The sequence below is a fragment of the Enterobacter sp. WCHEn045836 genome (assembly GCF_003965585.1).
In the GTDB taxonomy this organism is placed as follows: domain Bacteria; phylum Pseudomonadota; class Gammaproteobacteria; order Enterobacterales; family Enterobacteriaceae; genus Enterobacter; species Enterobacter dissolvens.
Genome location: NZ_RXPT01000010.1, coordinates 64,544 through 85,967, shown reverse-complemented (window position 1 = coordinate 85,967; position 21,424 = coordinate 64,544). Strand labels below are relative to the sequence as shown.

At 54.2% G+C, this 21,424-nt stretch carries 19 protein-coding genes; 16 read left to right on the top strand and 3 right to left on the bottom strand.

All coding sequences use genetic code 11. The features are described from left to right. Positions 1–8 precede the first annotated feature (8 nt). Positions 9–1,037, top strand: a complete 1,029-nt coding sequence (locus EKN38_RS14660) for a LysR family transcriptional regulator (RefSeq protein WP_371335898.1) — start codon at positions 9–11, stop codon at positions 1,035–1,037. A 43-nt stretch (positions 1,038–1,080) separates the two neighbouring features. On the opposite strand, the gene rne is transcribed toward EKN38_RS14660, so the two are convergent. After that, positions 1,081–4,200, bottom strand: a complete 3,120-nt coding sequence (rne, locus tag EKN38_RS14655; protein WP_014831442.1) for a ribonuclease E — start codon at positions 4,198–4,200, stop codon at positions 1,081–1,083. Positions 4,201–4,772: 572 nt separating this feature from the next. On the opposite strand from rne, the gene rluC reads away from it, so the two are divergent. Then, a complete protein-coding gene (gene rluC, locus EKN38_RS14645) occupies positions 4,773–5,720 on the top strand; it encodes a 23S rRNA pseudouridine(955/2504/2580) synthase RluC (RefSeq protein WP_014831443.1) in 948 nt (315 codons plus the stop codon). A gap of 82 nt (positions 5,721–5,802) precedes the next feature. Here rluC and EKN38_RS14640 read toward each other — a convergent pair whose 3' ends face one another. Next, a complete protein-coding gene (locus EKN38_RS14640) occupies positions 5,803–6,387 on the bottom strand; it encodes a Maf family protein (protein ID WP_047362211.1) in 585 nt (194 codons plus the stop codon). Between the two features lie 140 nt (positions 6,388–6,527). On the opposite strand from EKN38_RS14640, the gene yceD reads away from it, so the two are divergent. From yceD to ptsG, 14 genes are all read left to right on the top strand, one after another. Further along, positions 6,528–7,049: a 23S rRNA accumulation protein YceD gene (gene yceD / locus EKN38_RS14635; RefSeq protein WP_013097124.1), complete on the top strand. Its 522-nt coding sequence runs from the start codon at positions 6,528–6,530 to the stop codon at positions 7,047–7,049. A gap of 16 nt (positions 7,050–7,065) precedes the next feature. Then, positions 7,066–7,239: a 50S ribosomal protein L32 gene (gene rpmF, locus EKN38_RS14630; RefSeq protein ID WP_003857964.1), complete on the top strand. Its 174-nt coding sequence runs from the start codon at positions 7,066–7,068 to the stop codon at positions 7,237–7,239. 80 nt (positions 7,240–7,319) lie between these two features. Then, positions 7,320–8,354: a phosphate acyltransferase PlsX gene (gene plsX, locus EKN38_RS14625; RefSeq protein ID WP_014831445.1), complete on the top strand. Its 1,035-nt coding sequence runs from the start codon at positions 7,320–7,322 to the stop codon at positions 8,352–8,354. A 6-nt stretch (positions 8,355–8,360) separates the two neighbouring features. Beyond that, positions 8,361–9,314 carry a beta-ketoacyl-ACP synthase III gene (locus EKN38_RS14620; RefSeq protein WP_014831446.1) on the top strand — a complete coding sequence of 318 codons (954 nt, stop codon included), beginning with the start codon at positions 8,361–8,363 and terminating at the stop codon, positions 9,312–9,314. Positions 9,315–9,329: 15 nt separating this feature from the next. Next, entirely contained in the window at positions 9,330–10,259 is a 930-nt protein-coding gene (fabD, locus tag EKN38_RS14615; protein ID WP_014831447.1) for an ACP S-malonyltransferase, read from the top strand. A 12-nt stretch (positions 10,260–10,271) separates the two neighbouring features. Next, positions 10,272–11,006: a 3-oxoacyl-ACP reductase FabG gene (gene fabG, locus EKN38_RS14610; RefSeq protein WP_013097120.1), complete on the top strand. Its 735-nt coding sequence runs from the start codon at positions 10,272–10,274 to the stop codon at positions 11,004–11,006. A 154-nt stretch (positions 11,007–11,160) separates the two neighbouring features. Further along, the gene (gene acpP, locus EKN38_RS14605) at positions 11,161–11,397 is read left to right on the top strand and encodes an acyl carrier protein (RefSeq protein WP_003857954.1); all 237 of its coding nucleotides are present in this window, start codon (positions 11,161–11,163) and stop codon (positions 11,395–11,397) included. A gap of 91 nt (positions 11,398–11,488) precedes the next feature. After that, on the top strand, positions 11,489–12,730 hold the full coding sequence (fabF, locus tag EKN38_RS14600; protein WP_014831448.1) for a beta-ketoacyl-ACP synthase II: 1,242 nt from the start codon (positions 11,489–11,491) through the stop codon (positions 12,728–12,730). 121 nt (positions 12,731–12,851) lie between these two features. Beyond that, entirely contained in the window at positions 12,852–13,661 is an 810-nt protein-coding gene (gene pabC / locus EKN38_RS14595; protein WP_014831449.1) for an aminodeoxychorismate lyase, read from the top strand. Between the two features lie 2 nt (positions 13,662–13,663). Further along, on the top strand, positions 13,664–14,686 hold the full coding sequence (gene yceG, locus EKN38_RS14590) for a cell division protein YceG (protein ID WP_014831450.1): 1,023 nt from the start codon (positions 13,664–13,666) through the stop codon (positions 14,684–14,686). Continuing rightward, a complete protein-coding gene (gene tmk, locus EKN38_RS14585) occupies positions 14,676–15,317 on the top strand; it encodes a dTMP kinase (protein ID WP_014831451.1) in 642 nt (213 codons plus the stop codon). Before yceG ends, tmk begins: the two co-directional genes overlap by 11 nt. Next, positions 15,314–16,318 carry a DNA polymerase III subunit delta' gene (holB, locus tag EKN38_RS14580; protein ID WP_014831452.1) on the top strand — a complete coding sequence of 335 codons (1,005 nt, stop codon included), beginning with the start codon at positions 15,314–15,316 and terminating at the stop codon, positions 16,316–16,318. The genes tmk and holB overlap by 4 nt, the downstream gene beginning before the upstream one ends. A 10-nt stretch (positions 16,319–16,328) precedes the next feature. Beyond that, a complete protein-coding gene (locus tag EKN38_RS14575; RefSeq protein ID WP_014831453.1) occupies positions 16,329–17,123 on the top strand; it encodes a metal-dependent hydrolase in 795 nt (264 codons plus the stop codon). A 297-nt stretch (positions 17,124–17,420) separates the two neighbouring features. After that, complete coding sequence (ptsG, locus tag EKN38_RS14570) at positions 17,421–18,854, top strand: PTS glucose transporter subunit IIBC (RefSeq protein ID WP_014831454.1); 1,434 nt, start codon at positions 17,421–17,423, stop codon at positions 18,852–18,854. 83 nt (positions 18,855–18,937) lie between these two features. Here the strand turns inward: ptsG and fhuE are convergent, their stop codons facing one another. Continuing rightward, entirely contained in the window at positions 18,938–21,127 is a 2,190-nt protein-coding gene (gene fhuE / locus EKN38_RS14565) for a ferric-rhodotorulic acid/ferric-coprogen receptor FhuE (protein WP_043951605.1), read from the bottom strand. Positions 21,128–21,424 lie beyond the last annotated feature (297 nt).

Sequence of the window (21,424 nt, the reverse complement as noted above, 5' to 3'; positions counted from 1 at the left end):
CCTCATTCATCGTGTGGGGCTATTTTTTATCACTGCGCCTTGCGACGGTAGAGGGCCTGGTGGTAAAACGCTTATACGTTAAACGTATGACAGATAAAAATATGAAGCGAGTTGAACGTATAGACAGGGTGGAGCTGATGCGGACGTTTGTCCGCATTGTGGAAGCCGGGTCGTTATCCGGGGCAGCAAGGCAGCTGGCAACCACCCAGGCCACGGTGAGTCGCCGTCTTCAGTCTCTGGAGACGCTCCTGGGGGCGCGGCTGTTGTTGCGTACCACTCATGCGACCAAACTTACCGACGACGGCGAACGCTGCTATCAGCATGCCCGCCGGGTCATTGACAGCTGGCTGGCGCTGGAAGATGAAATCGGCCAGACAGAAGATGAACCGGTTGGTGTTCTGCGGGTGCGCGCGCCGCACGCCTTTGGGCAGGATCAGCTTCTGAAACCGTTAACGGAGTTTTTGCAGCGTTATCCTCAGCTCTCCGTCGAGTGGATGTTGAATGACAAGTCGGTGGATTTCCTGAGCGATAACCTGGATTGCGCCATTCGCGTGGGAGCCGATGTTGATCCGGCGACCGTTTCCGTGCTGCTGGCAGAGGTGCCGCGCTGCGTGGTGGCCTCGCCAGCATTACTGGCCCGGTTTCCACCGGTTAAAACGCCGGAGGATCTGCAGGTGCTTCCGTGGATTGCCATCAATACGTTTTACCAACGTCATGTGGATTTGCAGGAGGAGAGCACGGGCCAGTCAGCACGTATCAGCATTACGCCGCGACTGAGCACCGACAGCCTCTATGTGGCCCGCAATACGGTCCTGACAGGTCTGGGCGTTGCCGTCGTATCAAGCTGGACGGTACAAGAGGATATTCAGGAAGGGCGCTTGATCCATTTACTGCCGGAGTGGCAACCTGCGGCGCTGCCGGTTCATCTGGTTTATCCATGGTCGCGCTACTATCCGGCACGATTACGCCGTTTTCTGGAGATGATGAAACAGGTGATGCCGGGCATTGCCGGGATGAGAAAGCCGGTAAACGGGTAATAAAAAAGCCGACCCGGAGGTCGGCTTTTTACACTATGTGTCGTTATTCGACAGACTGCGGACGGGTGGCGGGTGCAGTCGCCTGATGCGTTGCACTGTGTCCACCGGCAGCGCCTTTGCCTTCAAAGTTGAATGCAGGGCGTACCCAGTCGCTGTGACGCGGTGCTTCAGGCACATAATCCGGCGCCGGGGCGCGCGTCATGGGTGCTGTGGCAACGTGAACAGGGGCTGGCGTGACGGCTACCGGCTCGGCTTTCACCTCTGGTGCTTTTACGTCAGCGGCTTCACGAACGGGTTCTGCTTCAATCTCAACGTCCTGAACCACTTCTTCAGTGACGGTTTCGACAACCACGTCTGCAGCTTCTTCAACAGTAGCTGCTGGTTCAACTTCTTCCGCAACCTCTTCAGCGACCACGGTGTCTTCTTCAGCGATAAAGTGCGGTGCGGCATCAACTGGCGCGGCAATCACTTCCGGATGCGTGGTTTCAACGTCAACGGCGTGAGGCGCTTCAGCTTCAACAGCCTGCGGTTCAACCACCTGAGGTTCCACTGCAACGGCTGCTTCTGTCACCGTTTCTTCAACGGCGATAACCGGGGCAATCACCTCTTCGGTGACAGACGGCTCTTCAACAACCTGCTCCGGACGGGCAACAGGATAGCGGATCCAGACCTTCCCGGATGCCATTTCAGGTGACGCGCACGCCACGGTTAACGGCATAGCAGACTGCGTCGGATAGCGCTCGTCACGGTAACGGCGACGACGCTGACCGCTGACGCGCAGATGACGAGGAGAGCGACGTGAACGACGCGGCATACCTGCGTTATCACGACCTTCACCGTTTTCATCCTGCTCGGCGTTATTCTCAACCACGGCAGGCAGATCCACTTTCGCCAGCTGGGTATTCGGCACGCTTTCCTCTGCTGGCGGAACGACAACAACAGTCTCTTCCACTGGCTGTGCACCGACACGCACTTTCTGAGTCAGTTGACGCTGCTTACGACGTGGCATGACCTGAGTACGTTCTTCCTGCTCGGTCTCCTGCTGTTCAGCAGGCTCTTCGCGATTCAGGTTTTTAACGTCCTGCTGGGCCTGGCGTTTCTCGTCGTTACGGCGACGGTTGCGCTCACGGCGAGGCTGCTGCTCGTCGCGCTGTTTGCTCTTCTCAGACTCATCGCCCGCCTGCTGGCGAATTTCGCGATCTTCAACGTTCTGCTGTTGTTTCTCGCGACGGTTACGACGGTTGTCTTCGCGTTGCTCACGGCCTTCATTGTTGTCCGAACGATTGTCACGGCGTTCGTTACGGTCATTGCGCTCGTTACGATCGCGGCGGTTGTTCTGACGCTTACGACGGTCCTGCTGACGCTCAGGTTTGGCCGCTTTTGGCTCTTCTTTCGGCTGCTCCGGCTGAACCTCTTCACCCGCGAACATCTTCTTCAGCGCGCCGAAGAAACGGCTCAGCAGACCCGGTTGTGCTGGTTCGGCTTTTGCCACCGCTTCCGGTTTTTGCGCCGCCGGTTTAGCCGCTGGTTTTTCCAGGGCACTTTCTGGCGGTGCTTCTGGCATGATGAAGGTCGCTAATGCAGGCTGCTCTGGCAGTTTACGCTCTGCAGGCTCTTCATCGGATGGCAACGCCATCTCTTCTTCATGCAGCTTCGGCAGCAGGTAGCTGAGCGTGCTGGTCTCTTCACCCTTACGGACACGCAGCACGTGATAGTGCGGGGTTTCCATCTGGTCATTTGGCACGATAATGCAGCGAACGCCGCCCTGACGCGCTTCAATGGCACTCACCGCGGCACGTTTTTCGTTCAGCAGGTAGGAGGCAATTGGCACTGGAACAATGGCGTGAACCTCTTTGGTATTCTCTTTCAGCGCTTCTTCTTCAATCAGACGCAGAATTGAGAGAGACAGAGATTCGTTATCACGGACGGTCCCGGTACCGGAGCAGCGCGGGCAAACGTGATGGCTGGATTCACCCAGTGATGGGCTAAGACGCTGACGGGACATCTCCAGCAGGCCAAAGCGTGAGATATGGCTGATCTGGATACGCGCACGATCCTGACGTACCGCTTCGCGCAGACGGTTTTCAACCGCACGCTGGTGGCGAACAGGAGTCATGTCGATAAAGTCGATAACAATCAGGCCACCCAGGTCGCGCAGGCGGAGCTGGCGGGCGATTTCATCAGCGGCTTCAAGGTTGGTGTTGAAGGCGGTCTCTTCGATATCACCGCCGCGCGTTGCACGTGCGGAGTTGATGTCGATAGCGGTCAGCGCTTCCGTGGTATCGATAACGATAGAACCGCCGGATGGCAGACGCACTTCACGCTGGAAGGCGGACTCAATCTGGGATTCGATCTGATAGTGGCTGAACAGCGGGATTTCACCGGTGTACAGTTTGATTTTACTGGTGAAGTCCGGACGGCCCAGTGCGGCGATGTGCTGGCGAGCCAGCTCAAGCACTTTCGGGTTGTCGATCAGAATCTCACCGATGTCCTGACGCAGATAGTCGCGGAATGCACGCACGATAACGTTGCTTTCCTGGTGGATCAGGAACGGAGCAGGGCGGCTTTCCGCTGCTTTCTGGATGGCTTCCCAGTGCTTCAGACGGAAACTTAAGTCCCACTGCAGCGCTTCGGCTGATTTGCCCACACCGGCGGTACGCACGATAAGACCCATGCCATCCGGCAGTTCAAGACTGGCCAGCGCTTCTTTCAGCTCAGTACGGTCATCACCTTCGATACGGCGAGAGATGCCACCCGCACGCGGGTTGTTTGGCATCAGTACCAGATAACTCCCTGCCAGGCTGATAAAGGTTGTCAGTGCGGCACCTTTGTTGCCACGCTCTTCTTTATCAATCTGAACGATCACTTCCTGACCTTCACGCAGAACATCTTTGATATTCGGACGGCCGTGAGAGTTGTAGTTAGCAGGGAAATATTCGCGGGCGATTTCTTTCAGAGGGAGGAAACCATGACGCTCAGCACCGTAATCGACAAATGCAGCTTCAAGACTGGGTTCAATGCGGGTGATTTTACCTTTGTAAATGTTCGCTTTTTTCTGTTCGTGTCCAGGACTTTCGATATCCAGATCGTACAGGCGCTGCCCATCCACAAGGGCGACACGCAACTCTTCTTGCTGAGTTGCGTTGATTAACATTCTTTTCATCGTAACTTACTCGTTATTCTTACATTGACGACAAAGCTGCGGGCAAGGTGACGCTTTCCGGGGTATGAACCGATGGCCTCGTGTCTATTCACGTCGCCAACCTCACGGTTGTCGCTCGCTTAAGAGGCGCAGAGTGTCGGTTGCCTGTATTTCATACGGAAAAACAGCGCAATTATCAGGGGAATTGCCTGGGTAAAACTCTCCAGAGAACAATCCTTATACCGGGAAGTACTGCAACCCGCAGCCCGCTAACTGCCTGAAAGATCAATACGTCTTACGCCATTGCTGCGTGGATGATCGGTCAGACAAAATTGGTCATTCCGTCGATATCCTTACAAAACCCGGATTTAACGCGGAAAACGGCTTCATTATTCCACTGCTCGCCGGGTTATAGCAAGATGACTTTTACCAATTATCACCCGGTTACTCACAGTTTCTTCACTTCAGGTTGGTGATTGGTTTAATAACCACCAAATCGATTGCGCGAAACGGGGGGCAGGCCGGATAAAAGTAAATATAAGCATAGAAAAATGAGTGGCGCTAATGCCTGACGATATTTAGAATCGCCAACCATGAAAACAGAGACTCCAGCCGTAAAAATGGTTGCTATCGCCGATGATGAAGCGGGGCAACGTATCGATAACTTTTTGCGCACCCAACTGAAAGGTGTGCCAAAAAGCATGATTTACCGCATCCTGCGTAAGGGCGAGGTGCGGGTTAACAAAAAACGCGTGAAGCCTGAGTATAAGCTCGAAGCCGGTGACGAAGTACGTATCCCACCGGTGCGTGTTGCTGAACGCGAAGAAGAGGTCGTGTCGCCTAAGCTGCAGAAGGTGGCCGCCCTGAGTGATGTGATCCTGTATGAAGATGATTACATCCTGGTGTTGAATAAACCGTCGGGTACGGCAGTACACGGTGGCAGCGGTCTGAGTTTCGGCGTGATCGAAGGGCTGCGCGCGCTGCGCCCGGAAGCCCGTTTCCTCGAACTGGTGCACCGTCTCGATCGTGACACCTCCGGCGTGCTGCTGGTCGCCAAAAAACGTTCTGCCCTGCGCTCATTGCACGAGCAGTTACGTGAAAAAGGGATGCAGAAAGATTATCTGGCGCTGGTGCGCGGTCAGTGGCAGTCCCACGTTAAAGTGGTGCAGGCCCCGCTGTTGAAAAATATTTTGCAAAGCGGTGAGCGAATCGTCCGTGTGAGCCAGGAAGGTAAACCGTCTGAGACACGCTTTAAAGTGGAAGAGCGTTATGAGTTCGCCACGCTGGTGCGCTGTAGTCCGGTTACCGGCCGTACCCACCAGATTCGCGTGCATACCCAGTTTGCGGGCCATCCGATTGCTTTTGACGACCGTTATGGCGACAGGGAGTTTGATAAGCAACTGGCGGGGACGGGGCTGTCGCGTCTGTTCCTGCATGCGGCAGCGCTGAAGTTTACCCATCCGAATACCGGCGAGACTATACGTATTGAAGCGCCGCTGGATGAGCAGTTGAAACGCTGCCTGAAAGTTCTGCGCGGCTAAGGTAAACGTTAAACGGCAACGAAGTCGCCGTTTTTAATGTTTGCACCCTCTGCCTGTGGGAGAGGGTATCAGGCCGCAAAGGTCACGCCGTCAGCGGATTACACGCTTCGCGTCTTAACATCTGGCACAGCGCTATCAGCGGCAAGCCCACCAGTGTGTTCGGATCACGCCCCTCCAGTTTTTCGAACAGCGCAATCCCAAGACCTTCACTTTTAAAACTGCCCGCACAGTTTAGCGGCCGTTCACGACGCACATAATCTATGATTTCTTGCTCACTCAGGTGCCGGAAATGGACATCAAACGGCTCACATTCGGTCTGCAGGTGGCCCGCGGCGGAGTTATAGAGTGCGAGACCGGTATAGAAGGTAACAATATTGCCTCGCGCCTGCATAAGCTGTTTACAGGCGTTCTCTTCGGTGTGCGGCTTACCGGTAATGACGCCATCCAGTACACAAACCTGATCGGAGCCTATAATCAAATGCGAAGGGTATCGTGCGGCAAGCGACTGGGCTTTTTCTTTCGCCAGACGGGTCACTAGATGACGCGGCGACTCGCCAGGTTGTGGCGTCTCGTCAACGTCCGGCGCGGCGCACTCAAACGGGATCCCGAGCTTTTCCAGCAATATTCGGCGGTAGGGAGACGTGGAAGCGAGAACGAGATTTGGCATATTTTTATCACCAGATATAGCGTATCGATGCCAGCCATTTTAAACTACAGGCCGCAATGTGTGCGAATAATTGGCAAAAGGCAGCCCTGGTTGCCTTTTTCTTTGACTATATGACGTTACAAAGTTAATATGCGCGCCCTATGCAAAAGGTAAAATTACCCCTGACTCTTGATCCGGTTCGTACGGCTCAAAAACGCCTCGATTATGAAGGTATCTATACTTCCGATCAGGCTGAGCGTATTGCCGAATCCGTAGTCAGTGTGGACAGTGATGTGGAATGCTCCATGTCGTTCGCTATCGATAACCAGCGCCTTGCCGTTTTAACCGGTGATGCAAAGGTGACGGTAACGCTCGAATGTCAGCGTTGCGGGAAACCGTTCACACAGCATGTTCACACAACGTATTGTTTCAGTCCGGTTCGTTCTGACGAACAGGCTGAGGCACTCCCGGAAGCGTATGAGCCGATTGAGGTTAACGAATTCGGTGAAATCGATCTTCTGGCTCTGGTTGAAGATGAAATCATCCTCACCTTGCCAGTGGTTCCGGTGCATGATTCTGAACACTGTGAAGTGTCCGAGGCGGACATGGTCTTTGGGGAACTGCCTGATGAAGCGCAAAAACCAAACCCATTTGCCGTATTAGCCAGCTTAAAGCGTAAGTAATTGAGGAGTAAGGTCCATGGCCGTACAACAGAATAAACCAACCCGTTCCAAACGTGGCATGCGTCGTTCCCATGACGCGCTGACTGCAGTTACCAGCCTGTCTGTAGACAAGACTTCTGGTGAGAAACACCTGCGTCACCACATCACCGCTGACGGTTTCTACCGCGGCCGCAAGGTTATCACTAAGTAATCACGCGTTTGCGTGATTAGGCTTAGTGAGGAACTCCCCGTGCAAACGGGGAATTTACCGAACCAGGCTGCGACGATACCTTGACACGTCTAACCCTGGCGTTAGATGTCATGGGAGGAGATTTTGGGCCTTCCGTGACAGTGCCTGCAGCATTGCAGGCACTGAATTCTAATTCGCAACTCACACTTCTTTTAGTCGGCAATCCCGACACAATCACGCCATTACTTGCAAAAGCTGACTTCGAACAACGTTCGCGTCTGCAGATTATTCCTGCGCAGTCAGTTATTGCCAGTAATGCCCGGCCATCGCAGGCGATTCGCAATAGCCGTGGCAGCTCTATGCGAATGGCACTGGAGCTGGTAAAAGAAGGACGTGCGCAGGCCTGCGTCAGCGCGGGAAATACCGGCGCGCTGATGGGGCTGTCGAAATTACTGCTCAAGCCTATTGAGGGCATTGAGCGTCCGGCGCTGGTGACGGTACTCCCGCATCAGCAAAAGGGCAAAACGGTGGTGCTCGATCTGGGCGCTAACGTCGATTGTGATAGTACAATGCTGGCTCAGTTTGCCGTGATGGGGTCGGTGCTGGCAGAAGAAGTGGTCGGGATCAACACTCCCCGTGTTGCGTTACTGAACATAGGTGAAGAAGAGACCAAAGGCCTGGACAGCATTCGTGAGGCTGCCGAATTGCTTAAACAGGTTCCCTCCATCAACTATATTGGTTATCTCGAAGCCAATGAGTTGCTGACGGGGAAAACGGATGTTCTGGTGTGTGATGGCTTCACTGGAAACGTGACGTTGAAGACCATGGAAGGGGTTGTGCGAATGTTCCTTTCTCTCCTCAAATCGCAGGGAGAAGGTAAAAAAAGCGCCTGGTGGCTGATTTTATTGAAGCGTTGGTTACAAAAAAGCCTGACGCGGCGATTCAGTCACCTCAACCCCGACCAGTATAATGGCGCCTGTCTGTTAGGATTGCGCGGCATTGTGATCAAGAGTCACGGTGCCGCCAATCAGCGAGCATTTACTGTCGCCATTGAACAGGCAGTGCAGGCGGTGCAGCGACAAGTCCCTCAGCGGATTGCCGCTCGCCTGGAATCTGTATTAGCTAAAAGTGACTGAGCGTACATGTATACGAAGATTATTGGTACCGGCAGCTATCTGCCAACACAAGTGCGAACCAACGCCGATCTGGAAAAAATGGTAGATACGTCTGACGAGTGGATTGTCACGCGCACAGGTATCCGTGAACGTCGTATCGCCGCGCCAGACGAAACCGTGTCCACCATGGGTTACGAAGCCGCACAGCGTGCTATCGAAATGGCGGGCATCGATAAAGAACAGATTGGTTTGATCGTGGTCGCCACGACATCTGCCACACATGCTTTCCCAAGCGCAGCGTGCCAGGTGCAGAATATGCTCGGTATTAAAGGCTGCCCGGCGTTTGACGTTGCCGCAGCCTGCGCAGGTTTCACCTATGCATTGAGCATTGCCGATCAGTATGTAAAATCCGGCGCGGTGAAATATGCGCTGGTGATCGGGGCTGACGTGCTGGCGCGTACCTGCGATCCAACCGATCGTGGAACGATCATTATTTTTGGTGATGGTGCGGGTGCCGTACTGCTGGGCCAGTCTGAAGAGCCGGGCATCATCTCCACGCATCTGCATGCTGACGGTAGCTATGGCGAACTGCTGACGCTGCCTAACGCCGACCGTGTGAATCCGGACAACTCTATCTACCTGACCATGGCAGGTAACGAGGTGTTTAAGGTTGCAGTGACGGAGCTGGCACACATTGTTGATGAAACGCTGGAAGCCAATAACCTTGAACGCACTGCACTCGACTGGCTGGTGCCGCATCAGGCGAACCTGCGTATTATCAGTGCGACCGCGAAAAAGCTGGGCATGTCGATGGATAACGTTGTGGTGACGCTCGATCGCCACGGCAATACCTCTGCGGCGTCAGTACCGTGCGCCTTTGATGAAGCGGTACGTGACGGACGAATCAAACGGGGCCAGTTGGTCTTGCTTGAAGCCTTCGGTGGCGGGTTCACCTGGGGTTCCGCGCTGGTTCGTTTCTAGGATAAGGATTAAAAGATGACGCAATTTGCTTTTGTGTTCCCGGGGCAGGGCTCTCAAACCGTTGGGATGTTGTCTGAAATGGCAGCAAACTATCCGGTAATCGAAGAGACTTTCCGTGAAGCTTCCGATGCACTGGGTTATGATTTATGGGCGCTGACCCAACAGGGGCCGGCCGAAGAGCTGAACAAAACCTGGCAGACTCAGCCTGCTCTGCTGACCGCTTCCGTTGCGCTGTGGCGCGTCTGGCAGCAGAAGGGCGGTAAAGCGCCAGCCCTGCTCGCGGGCCATAGCCTGGGTGAATACTCTGCGCTGGTCTGTGCCGGTGTGATTGCCTTTGCTGACGCGGTACGCCTGGTTGAACTGCGTGGTAAATTCATGCAGGAAGCGGTGCCAGAAGGCACGGGCGGCATGTCTGCTATCATCGGTCTCGACGATGCTTCCATCGCAAAAGCGTGTGAAGAATCAGCAGAAGGTCAGGTGGTTTCACCGGTTAACTTCAACTCGCCAGGTCAGGTGGTTATCGCCGGTCATAAAGAAGCGGTTGAACGTGCAGGTGCAGCCTGTAAAGCCGCGGGCGCGAAACGTGCGCTGCCGCTGCCAGTGAGTGTTCCGTCCCACTGTGCGCTGATGAAACCTGCTGCTGACAAGCTGGCGGTTGAACTGGAAAAAATTACCTTTAACGCACCGACGATTTCCGTTGTGAACAACGTCGATGTGAAATGTGAAACTACGCCGGAGGCTATCCGTGACGCGCTGGTTCGCCAGCTCTATAGCCCGGTACAGTGGACCAAAACCGTTGAGTTTATGGCCTCTCAGGGCGTTGAGCACCTGTACGAAGTCGGCCCAGGGAAAGTCCTGACCGGTCTGACAAAACGTATTGTTGACACCCTGACTGCCTCGGCGATTAACGAGCCGGAAGCTATTGAAGCGGCACTCTCGCAATAAAAGAGGAATACCATGAGTTTTGAAGGAAAAATTGCCCTGGTCACTGGCGCAAGCCGCGGTATCGGGCGCGCCATTGCTGAAACACTGGCCGCGCGCGGCGCGAAAGTGATTGGTACAGCAACCAGCGAGAATGGCGCGAAGGCCATCAGCGACTATCTGGGTGCGAACGGTAAAGGTCTGGTACTGAATGTGACTGAGCCTGCATCTATCGAATCTGTTCTGGAAAATATTCGCGCAGAGTTTGGCGAAGTGGATATTCTGGTCAATAATGCCGGGATCACTCGCGATAACCTGTTGATGCGAATGAAAGACGACGAGTGGAACGATATTATCGAAACCAACCTGTCATCTGTATTCCGTCTGTCAAAAGCGGTAATGCGCGCTATGATGAAAAAGCGTCATGGTCGTATTATCACTGTCGGTTCTGTGGTTGGTACCATGGGAAATGCTGGTCAGGCTAACTACGCTGCGGCGAAAGCAGGTCTGATTGGTTTCAGTAAGTCGCTGGCGCGTGAAGTCGCGTCCCGCGGTATTACTGTAAACGTTGTTGCTCCGGGCTTTATTGAAACGGACATGACGCGTGCGCTGACTGATGAGCAGCGTGCGGGTACGCTGGCAGCTGTTCCAGCGGGCCGCTTAGGCGACCCTAAAGAAATTGCCAGCGCGGTTGCATTTTTAGCCTCTGACGAAGCGGGTTACATCACTGGTGAGACCCTCCACGTCAACGGCGGGATGTATATGGTTTAATCACGATCGAAAATATTTGCGTTATTGGGGGGATTGGCCTCAAAATAACGTAAAATCGTGGTAAGACCTGCCGGGATTTAGTTGCAAATTTTTCAACATTTTATACACTACGAAAACCATCGCGAAAGCGAGTTTTGATAGGAAATTTAAGAGTATGAGCACTATCGAAGAACGCGTTAAGAAAATTATCGGCGAACAGCTGGGCGTTAAGCAGGAAGAAGTTGTGAACTCCGCTTCCTTCGTTGAAGACCTGGGCGCAGATTCTCTTGACACCGTTGAGCTGGTAATGGCTCTGGAAGAAGAGTTTGATACTGAGATTCCGGACGAAGAAGCTGAGAAGATCACCACCGTTCAGGCTGCCATTGATTACATCAACGGCCACCAGGCGTAAGTGAACATCTCCAGGCGGTCATTCGACCGCCTGAGTTTTATCTTTTTTAGTCCCACGAATCTCTTTTTTTATCCCTCCCTGGAGGACAAACGTGTCTAAGCGTCGTGTAGTTGTGACCGGACTTGGCATGTTGTCTCCTGTCGGCAATACCGTAGAGTCCACCTGGAAAGCTCTCCTTGCCGGTCAGAGCGGCATCAGCCTAATCGACCATTTCGATACTAGCGCCTATGCAACGAAATTTGCTGGCTTAGTAAAGGATTTTAACTGTGAAGAGATCATCTCGCGTAAAGAACAGCGCAAGATGGATGCCTTCATTCAATATGGAATTGTCGCTGGCGTTCAGGCCATGCAGGATTCTGGCCTTGAAATTACGGAAGAGAACGCAAGCCGTATCGGTGCCGCTATCGGCTCCGGGATTGGCGGTCTTGGCCTGATTGAGGAAAACCATACATCTCTGATGAATGGCGGACCGCGTAAAATCAGCCCGTTCTTCGTTCCGTCCACGATTGTTAATATGGTGGCGGGTCACCTGACCATCATGTTCGGTCTGCGTGGGCCAAGCATTTCTATCGCGACCGCATGTACCTCTGGCGTGCATAACATCGGCCAGGCCGCGCGTATCATTGCGTACGGCGATGCAGATGCTATGGTGGCGGGCGGTGCTGAAAAAGCCAGTACCCCGCTTGGCGTGGGTGGCTTTGGTGCTGCGCGTGCGCTGTCTACCCGCAACGATAATCCTCAGGCGGCAAGCCGTCCGTGGGATAAAGACCGTGACGGTTTCGTGCTGGGTGATGGTGCGGGTATGCTCGTTCTGGAAGAGTACGAACATGCAAAAAAACGTGGTGCGAAAATTTATGCTGAAGTCGTTGGCTTTGGTATGAGTAGCGATGCCTATCACATGACGTCACCGCCGGAAAATGGCGCAGGCGCTGCGCTGGCCATGGAAAACGCGATTCGCGATGCAGGTATCACGCCTGCGCAAATCGGTTACGTTAACGCGCACGGTACTTCTACACCAGCAGGCGATAAAGCAGAAGCTCAGGCTGTGAAGTCTATCTTCGGCGAATCTGCCAGCCGCGTACTGGTCAGCTCCACAAAATCCATGACCGGTCACCTGTTAGGTGCGGCGGGGGCAGTAGAGTCTATTTACTCTATTCTTGCGCTGCGCGACCAGGCTGTTCCGCCAACCATCAACCTGGATAATCCGGATGACGGTTGCGATCTGGACTTCGTTCCTCACGAAGCGCGCCAGGTGAGTGGAATGGAGTACACCCTGTGTAACTCCTTCGGCTTCGGCGGTACTAACGGTTCTCTGATCTTCAAAAAGATCTGAATCTGCGTACCCTATGGCTGTGAAAAAAGGTCCGCTTGCCGGGCCTTTTTTATTAAGGCTAATCTTCTTGTCGGCTGCATGACATCCTGCCAGACTAAACGCCCACGCATAAGGAGCCACCATGTTTTTAATCAATGGCCTTGAGCAAGATTCTCTGCCTGCCAGCGACAGGGCGACTCAGTTTGGTGATGGTTGCTTTACCACCGCGCGCATTGTGGATGGTGACGTATGTCTGCTGGACGCGCATATACGCCGTCTGCAAACAGCCTGCGAGACGTTACTGATCCCTTTTACGCAATGGGACACATTGCGCCAGGAAATGCGCCAGCTTGCGTCCGGAAAACGCAATGGGGTACTCAAAGCAATTATCAGTCGCGGCAGCGGTGGACGCGGTTACAGCGGCGCCAGTTGCCAGCATCCCACCCGGATCCTGTCAGTTTCTGCGTATCCTGCCCATTATCCACGCTGGCGCGACGAGGGCGTTACCCTGACGCTCAGCCCGGTACGACTGGGAAGAAACCCTATGCTTGCAGGGATAAAACATCTCAATCGTCTTGAGCAGGTGCTAATCCGTACTCATCTTGAGCAGACGGCAGCCGATGAAGCGCTGGTTCTTGACAGCGAAGGGTTCATTACGGAATGCTGTGCGGCTAATTTATTCTGGCGGCAGGGCAAGACGGTTTTCACGCCTTCGCTGGAACAGGCGGGAGTCAACGGTATTATGCGTCAGTTTTGTTTGCAGCAGCTGGCACGCTCTGACTTTTACGTTGTCGAAGTTAACGCACGCGAAGAGGCGTTGCAGGCAGCAGATGAAATCGTTATTTGCAACGCACTGATGCCGGTTATACCTGTCCGCGCCTATGGTCAATTTTGCTTGCCATCGCGCGAGCTGTTTGAGTTTTTAGCCCCGATATGTGAGCAAACCAGATAGTCATGAAGAAAATGTTACGCTTTGTCCTCCTCCTTATCGTTGCGCTGGGTGTCGCTGGCGGTGCAGGAGTGTGGAAAGTTCGTCAGCTGGCGGACAGTAAGATCCTGATTAAGGACGAAACGATATTTACCCTGAAAGCGGGAACCTGGCGACAGGCGCTTGGAGAACAGCTTTACCGCGACAAAATCATCAATCGCCCACGTGTGTTCCAGTGGTTATTACGTATTGAACCTGATCTGTCTCATTTCAAAGCCGGCACCTATCGTTTTACGCCTGGCATGACCGTCAGAGAGATGCTGCAGCTGCTGGAAAGCGGCAAAGAAGCGCAGTTCCCGCTGCGTTTTGTTGAAGGTATGCGTCTGAGTGATTACCTTAAACAGCTGCGTGACGCACCGTATATTAAGCATACGCTAAAAGATGATAGCTACCAGACGGTTGCCGAGGTACTGGAATTTGAACATCCGGAGTGGGTTGAGGGCTGGTTCTGGCCGGACACCTGGATGTATACGGCGGGAACAACCGATGTGGCGATCCTGAAGCGTGCGCACAAAAAAATGGTCGCGGCGGTGGAAGCTGCATGGGACGGACGCGCCGATGGCCTGCCGTATAAAGATCAAAATCAGTTTGTCACCATGGCCTCAATTATCGAGAAGGAGACCGCGGTGGCTTCAGAGCGCGACCAGGTCGCGTCGGTCTTTATCAACCGACTGCGCATTGGCATGCGTCTGCAAACTGACCCTACCGTGATCTACGGAATGGGTGAGAGCTACAGCGGCAAGATCACACGAAAAGATCTGGAGACGCCGACGGCGTATAATACCTACGTTATTAGCGGTCTGCCGCCAGGCCCGATTGCCACGCCGAGCGAAGCCTCGCTTAAGGCGGCCGCGCATCCGGCAAAAACACCGTATCTCTACTTTGTGGCTGATGGAAAAGGGGGGCATACCTTTAACACCAACCTTGCCAGCCATAATCGCTCTGTTCAGGACTATCTGAAGGCACTTAAGGAAAAAAATGCGCAGTAAATACATTGTCATTGAGGGACTCGAAGGCGCCGGTAAAACCACAGCCCGCAACGTGGTGATCGATACGCTAAAAGCGCTTGGCGTTGCGGACATGGTGTTTACCCGTGAGCCGGGCGGTACGCAGCTGGCTGAAAAGCTGCGCAGCCTGGTGCTGGATATCAAATCCGTGGGCGACGAAGTTATCACTGACAAAGCCGAAGTGCTGATGTTCTATGCCGCGCGCGTGCAGCTGGTTGAAACGGTCATCAAACCGGCCCTGGCCGCCGGCAAGTGGGTCATTGGCGACCGTCACGATCTGTCGACTCAGGCGTATCAGGGCGGGGGACGAGGTATTGACCAGACGATGCTGGCAACGCTGCGCGACGCGGTATTGGGCGATTTTCGTCCCGATCTGACGCTCTATCTGGATGTGACGCCGGAAGTGGGCCTGAAACGTGCGCGCGCTCGCGGTGAGCTGGATCGTATTGAGCAAGAGTCGCTCGACTTCTTTAATCGCACCCGCGCGCGTTATCTTGAACTCGCCAGTCAGGACCATTCCATTCGTACAATCGATGCGACCCAGTCCCTGGAAGAGGTGACCCGTTCCATTGAGGAAACGGTCAAACAATGGCTACAGGAGCAACAGGCATGAAATGGTACCCATGGTTGCGCCCGCACTTTGAACAGCTGATTTCCAGCTATCAGGCCGGACGGGGGCATCATGCGTTACTGATTCAGGCATTGCCAGGCATGGGTGAAGATGCGTTGATCTACGCCATCACCCGTTTTTTGATGTGCCAGCAGCCAGAAGGGCATAAAAGCTGCGGTAAATGCCGTGGCTGCCAGCTGATGCAGGCAGGCACTCATCCTGACTACTACACGCTGGAGCCTGAAAAGGGCAAAAGCGCGCTCGGTATTGATGCCGTGCGTGAAGTGAGTGAAAAATTATACGAACACGCGCGACTGGGCGGCGCAAAAGTCGTCTGGCTGAAAGACGCCGCGCTACTGACCGAGGCGGCGGCGAACGCCCTGCTTAAGACCCTGGAGGAGCCACCGGAAAAAACGTGGTTCTTCCTGTCATGCCGCGATCCGGGACGATTATTGCCGACGCTACGCAGTCGTTGTCGACTTCATCACCTTGCGATCCCGCAGGAATCGTGGGCGCTGAGCTGGCTGGAACGAGAGGTGACAACGTCACCAGATAGCGCGTTGTCCGCGCTGCGTCTCAGCAGTGGCGCACCCGCCGCCGCGCTGGCACTGCTGCAGCCTGATGTCTGGTCGCAACGGGAAGCACTGTGCCGCGCCGTAGAATCGGCGCTGGAGAGCCGCGACTGGCTGAGTGTGTTGCCTGCACTCAACAGCGATCAGGTTGCCGGGCGTCTGCACTGGCTGGCCGCGTTACTTCTTGATGCGCTCAAGATCCAGCAGGGGGCCACGCTACTGACCAATCCCGATGTCTGGCCGCTGGTGAATACTCTGGCGAATCGCCTGTCAGGCGCCACGTTGCGCGCAATTCTGCACGATGTTTGCCAGAGCCGTGAACAGCTTTTGACAGTAACCGGTCTCAATCGCGAGCTTGTGCTGACCGACCAGTTATTGCGTATCGAACATTACCTGCAACCAGGCGTTACACCGCCTGTTTCCCATCTCTGAGAGAGACATTATGTTTTTAGTCGACTCACACTGCCATCTCGATGGCCTGGATTATCAATCCCTGCATAAAGACGTGGACGACGTGCTGGCAAAAGCCGCCGCCCGCGATGTGAAATTTTGCCTTGCCGTGGCCACCACGCTGCCGGGCTATCGCACCATGCGTGAACTGGTAGGCGTCCGCCCTGACGTTGTTTTCTCCTGTGGCGTGCATCCGCTTAATCAGGACGAGGCGTACGACGTTGAGGAGTTGCGCCGCCTGGCGGCGGAAGAGGGCGTGGTCGCCATGGGGGAAACCGGGCTCGATTATTACTACACGCCTGAAACAAAGGCGTTGCAGCAGGAGTCGTTCCGTCATCACATTCGCATCGGGCGTGAACTCAACAAACCGGTTATCGTTCATACCCGTGACGCGCGTGCCGATACGCTGGCGATCCTCAGGGAAGAAAACGTGACGGATTGCGGTGGCGTACTACACTGTTTCACAGAAGACAGAGAAACGGCGGGAAAACTGCTTGATTTAGGGTTTTATATCTCGTTTTCCGGGATCGTGACGTTCCGTAACGCTGAGCAGCTTCGGGATGCCGCGCGTTATGTGCCGCTCGATCGTATTCTGGTGGAAACAGATTCTCCTTATCTGGCACCGGTACCGCATCGTGGTAAAGAAAACCAGCCAGCGATGACCAGAGACGTGGCTGAATACATGGCCGTTCTGAAGGGCGTCAGTATCGAAGAACTGGCCCGTGTCACGACGGAAAACTTCTCTACCCTGTTCCATATTGACCCCGCCCGCCTGCAATCTGTCTGATACACCTGTTTTTTTTAGGCTCGTAATTAATAGTTAAAACGAGTAAAGTTCACCGCCTCATTTGGGGCGGTGATGGTGTTTTTTGACACATCCAGAAATGCTTTTTGTAAATAACTGAAAGTTTTTCGACCGTCTTAAGCTGAAACGTGATAGCCGTCAAACAAAGTCAGAGGGAATTATTTTACTCTGTGTAATAAATAAAGGGCGCTTAGATGTCCTGTCCACGGCACGGTACTCCCCCCGGGCCAATGCGTGAAAGCGTAAAAAAAGCACAAATACTCAGGAGCACTCTCAATTATGTTTAAGAATGCATTTGCTAACCTGCAAAAGGTCGGTAAATCGCTGATGCTGCCAGTATCCGTACTGCCTATCGCAGGTATCCTGCTGGGTGTCGGTTCTGCAAACTTCAGCTGGCTGCCAGCCGTAGTGTCCCACGTGATGGCCGAAGCAGGCGGTTCCGTCTTTGCTAACATGCCGCTGATCTTCGCTATCGGTGTTGCTCTGGGCTTCACCAATAACGACGGCGTTTCTGCGCTGGCTGCAGTGGTTGCCTACGGCATCATGGTGAAAACCATGGCTGTGGTTGCACCGCTGGTTCTGCATTTACCTGCTGAAGAGATCGCAGCGAAACACCTGGCGGATACCGGTGTTCTGGGCGGTATCATCTCCGGTGCGATTGCAGCGTATATGTTTAACCGCTTCTATCGCATTAAGCTGCCTGAGTATCTGGGCTTCTTCGCGGGCAAGCGTTTCGTTCCGATTATCTCTGGTCTGGCAGCGATTTTCACGGGTGTGATCCTGTCCTTCATCTGGCCACCAATCGGTTCCGCTATCCAGACCTTCTCTCAGTGGGCTGCTTACCAGAACCCGGTTGTCGCGTTCGGTATCTACGGCTTCATCGAGCGTTGCCTGGTGCCATTTGGTCTGCACCACATCTGGAACGTTCCATTCCAGATGCAGATTGGTGAATTCACCAACGCAGCGGGCCAGGTGTTCCACGGTGATATCCCTCGTTACATGGCGGGTGACCCAACAGCAGGTAAACTGTCTGGTGGCTTCCTGTTCAAAATGTACGGTCTGCCAGCTGCGGCAATTGCTATCTGGCACTCAGCTAAACCAGAGAACCGTGCAAAAGTGGGCGGTATCATGATCTCCGCAGCGTTGACCTCGTTCCTGACCGGTATCACCGAGCCAATCGAGTTCTCCTTCATGTTCGTTGCGCCGATCCTGTACGTTATCCACGCGATTCTGGCTGGCCTGGCGTTCCCAATCTGTATCCTGCTGGGTATGCGTGACGGTACGTCCTTCTCACACGGTCTGATCGACTTCATCGTTCTGTCCGGTAACAGCAGCAAACTGTGGCTGTTCCCAATCGTGGGTGCGTGCTATGCCGTTGTCTACTACACCATCTTCCGCGTGCTGATCAAAGCACTGGACCTGAAAACACCAGGTCGTGAAGATGCGACTGAAGACAGCAAAGCAGGCGCGACCAGCGAAATGGCTCCGGCACTGGTTGCAGCGTTCGGCGGTAAAGAAAACATCACTAACCTGGACGCGTGTATCACTCGTCTGCGTGTGAGCGTTGCCGACGTCGCGAAAGTAGACCAGCCGGGTCTGAAAAAACTGGGCGCAGCGGGTGTGGTTGTTGCAGGTTCTGGTGTTCAGGCAATCTTCGGGACCAAATCCGATAACCTGAAAACCGAAATGGATGAATACATCCGCAACAGCTAAGCTGTGACCTGGGGAGACTAAGGCAGCCGAATGGCTGCCTTTTTTATTACTGCCGTTTGTTATGCCGGGTAGCGGCTGAACACTCAGAAGTCGTAGCTCGCGCTCACCGAGACGTTCAGCGGCGCGCCATAGACCACATAAGAGCCGACGTAGTCGTAGTACTCTTTGTCGAACAGGTTGTTGACGTTAGCCTGGACAGCAAAATCGTTGGTGACCTGATACCGGCTAAACAGGTTAACCAGCGCGTAGCTGCCTTGTTCTGCCCGTGATTGACCTGCCGGGCCGCCATCCACCGCGTTCCAGACTTTATTCTGCCAGTTCACCCCGCCGCCTACCGCCAGTGCAGGCAGCATGGGCAGTTGATAACGGGTAAACAGCTTCATTGTGGTGCGAGGCTGATCGGAGCTTACCGTGTTACCGCGCTTGTCTTCGGCAATGTAGCGGGTCGCGCCGAAGGTCAGCTGCCAGTTATCGGTCAGGGCACCGTTCAGCTCGAACTCAATCCCTTTACTGACCACGCCGTCCAGAGATTCATAGATCGACTCGCCGCTTGGCATGTAGGTATAGGTGTTATTCGCCACGTTATCCTGCTCAATACGGAAGAGGGCGAGCGAGGTGGTCAGGCGGGTATTGAACCAGTCCGCTTTCACGCCGGCTTCATAGCTTTTGCCCGTTGTCGGGTCGAGATAGCGACCGCTGGCGTCACGTTTGTCCTGAGGCTGGAAGATGGAGGTATAGCTGACGTAGGTTGACCAGTCTTCATTGATATCGTAGACAAGGCCCGCATACGGCGTCACATCATCCTTACTGCTTTCCAGGCGTGTGTCCGGTGAGCCTGCCGGGTTATAGCGAATGTTGTAATGGGTATAACGCGCACCGAGGATCAGGTGCAGCGGATCGGCCAGTGAGAAGCGGGCGGAAGTATAGGCCGAAGACTGGCGGATATCGTCCTGACTGTAGAGCTTCCATGGGGTCCACTGCGGATCGGCGATATTCCCGTTCCAGTTTTTGAAGTTACCCACGTCAACCATACCATACAGCGCGTCCGGCATGGTGTTGTCATAGTGGTTACGCTGACGACTGAAGCTGCCGCCAAACATCATCTCATGCTGACGACCGAAAAGATCGAAATCACCGCGCAGGAAGGCATCCACCGCGTCCTGCTTACGTTCACCCCTGTTCCAGCCGCCGTACCCGACCATGCCTGCACCGGTCTCTTTATCCGGGTAGCCGGACATATACATCAGTTTGCTGTCGAAGCGGGTGTCCGCATGCATACCGTTGATGTGGGCTTCCCAGCCGTTGTCGAAGCGTTGGGTGAGGTTGGCGAAAATGCGGGTGTTATCTTTATCAGAGTAGGCCCAGTCAGGTGCCACAGTCTGGCTACGGCTGTAATGGGTTTTGCTGCCGTCACTGTGCCAGGTTGGCAGGCCGCCCCAGGTTGGGTTATCGGTGTTGCTTTCCTGATATTCATAGCCCACCGACAGGCTCGTGTTGTCCGTCACGTCCGCATCCACCACGCCGTAGAGGAACTTTTTGCGGTAGTGGTAGTTATCAACAAAACTGTCGTTGTCCTGATAACCCGTGATAAGACGACCACGCACTTTACCGGACTCTACCAGCGGAGACTGCAGATCCAGCACATAGCGTTGTTTGTCCCAGCTACCGTAACTGGCTGAGACATTGCCTTTAAATTCATTGCTGTCTGCATGCTTACGAACCATGTTCACATAGGCGGAGGGGTTCCCCGTGCCGGACATCAGGCCGGTTGCACCGCGCACCACTTCAATACGATCGTAAATGGCGGTATCGGCGGCCGTATCACCAAAGTTCCATACTTCGCTGATGGAGGTTGGCAGGTCATCGTAGGCATAGTTACTGACGAAGAAGCCGCGAGAGTAGAACACCGTCCGGTCGCTGTCCTGCACCTGTGCCGTAACGCCGGTCGTGTTGGTTAACACCTGGCCGATCGATTGCAGGTTCTGATCTGCCATACGCTGCTGGCTGATGACGCTGACGGACTGGGGGATATCCCGGGGAACCAGTAACAGTTTCGTCCCCGTCGTGGTGGTCTTAACGCTGTAGTCTTCATCCTGACTCCCTGACGGGTCCTGCGTGTTATCAAGACCGCCCTCAACAACGACGGTATCTTCGGTTGCAGAGGCGGCGAAACTGACGGCTGGCATCAATGCCATAGCAATACAGGCAGCCAGCAACGAAGGTGTTGCGACTGGCTGACGTTGCCCATCCCTGGTGTGATAAATGAAAGACATCATCAAACCCTTACTGAATGGTGAAAGGTGTGTGCGGCAGTCCCGCGAGAACGGGCTGACGTCGTTTTCTATGTTGAAAATGCGCATGAAAATGCAAATGCGAAATATACGCATTGTGATTAACGCTGTAAACAGATGTGTCAAAAGGAAATGAAATAATGTTTCAGGTGGTTAACACATGCCAGCGGTCACTCTTCACTCAGCTGAAGCGCTTTCAGGAAAGAAATCCGGGGAGAAGGTTGAAAGGACAGGAGAAACTCGCTCATACTCTTCAGTTGTGCCACATACTCATGCAGA

Bases quoted from the DNA above. Each gene is read 5' to 3' on its own strand.
- ptsG (WP_014831454.1), top strand. From the start codon at position 17,421: ATGTTTAAGAATGCATTTGCTAACCTGCAAAAGGTCGGTAAATCGCTG.
- holB (WP_014831452.1), top strand. From the start codon at position 15,314: ATGAAATGGTACCCATGGTTGCGCCCGCACTTTGAACAGCTGATTTCC.
- yceD (WP_013097124.1), top strand. From the start codon at position 6,528: ATGCAAAAGGTAAAATTACCCCTGACTCTTGATCCGGTTCGTACGGCT.
- rluC (WP_014831443.1), top strand. From the start codon at position 4,773: ATGAAAACAGAGACTCCAGCCGTAAAAATGGTTGCTATCGCCGATGAT.
- acpP (WP_003857954.1), top strand. From the start codon at position 11,161: ATGAGCACTATCGAAGAACGCGTTAAGAAAATTATCGGCGAACAGCTG.
- fabG (WP_013097120.1), top strand. From the start codon at position 10,272: ATGAGTTTTGAAGGAAAAATTGCCCTGGTCACTGGCGCAAGCCGCGGT.
- rpmF (WP_003857964.1), top strand. From the start codon at position 7,066: ATGGCCGTACAACAGAATAAACCAACCCGTTCCAAACGTGGCATGCGT.
- fhuE (WP_043951605.1), bottom strand. From the start codon at position 21,127: ATGTCTTTCATTTATCACACCAGGGATGGGCAACGTCAGCCAGTCGCA.
- tmk (WP_014831451.1), top strand. From the start codon at position 14,676: ATGCGCAGTAAATACATTGTCATTGAGGGACTCGAAGGCGCCGGTAAA.
- EKN38_RS14620 (WP_014831446.1), top strand. From the start codon at position 8,361: ATGTATACGAAGATTATTGGTACCGGCAGCTATCTGCCAACACAAGTG.
- EKN38_RS14575 (WP_014831453.1), top strand. From the start codon at position 16,329: ATGTTTTTAGTCGACTCACACTGCCATCTCGATGGCCTGGATTATCAA.
- yceG (WP_014831450.1), top strand. From the start codon at position 13,664: ATGAAGAAAATGTTACGCTTTGTCCTCCTCCTTATCGTTGCGCTGGGT.
- rne (WP_014831442.1), bottom strand. From the start codon at position 4,200: ATGAAAAGAATGTTAATCAACGCAACTCAGCAAGAAGAGTTGCGTGTC.
- pabC (WP_014831449.1), top strand. From the start codon at position 12,852: ATGTTTTTAATCAATGGCCTTGAGCAAGATTCTCTGCCTGCCAGCGAC.
- fabD (WP_014831447.1), top strand. From the start codon at position 9,330: ATGACGCAATTTGCTTTTGTGTTCCCGGGGCAGGGCTCTCAAACCGTT.
- EKN38_RS14640 (WP_047362211.1), bottom strand. From the start codon at position 6,387: ATGCCAAATCTCGTTCTCGCTTCCACGTCTCCCTACCGCCGAATATTG.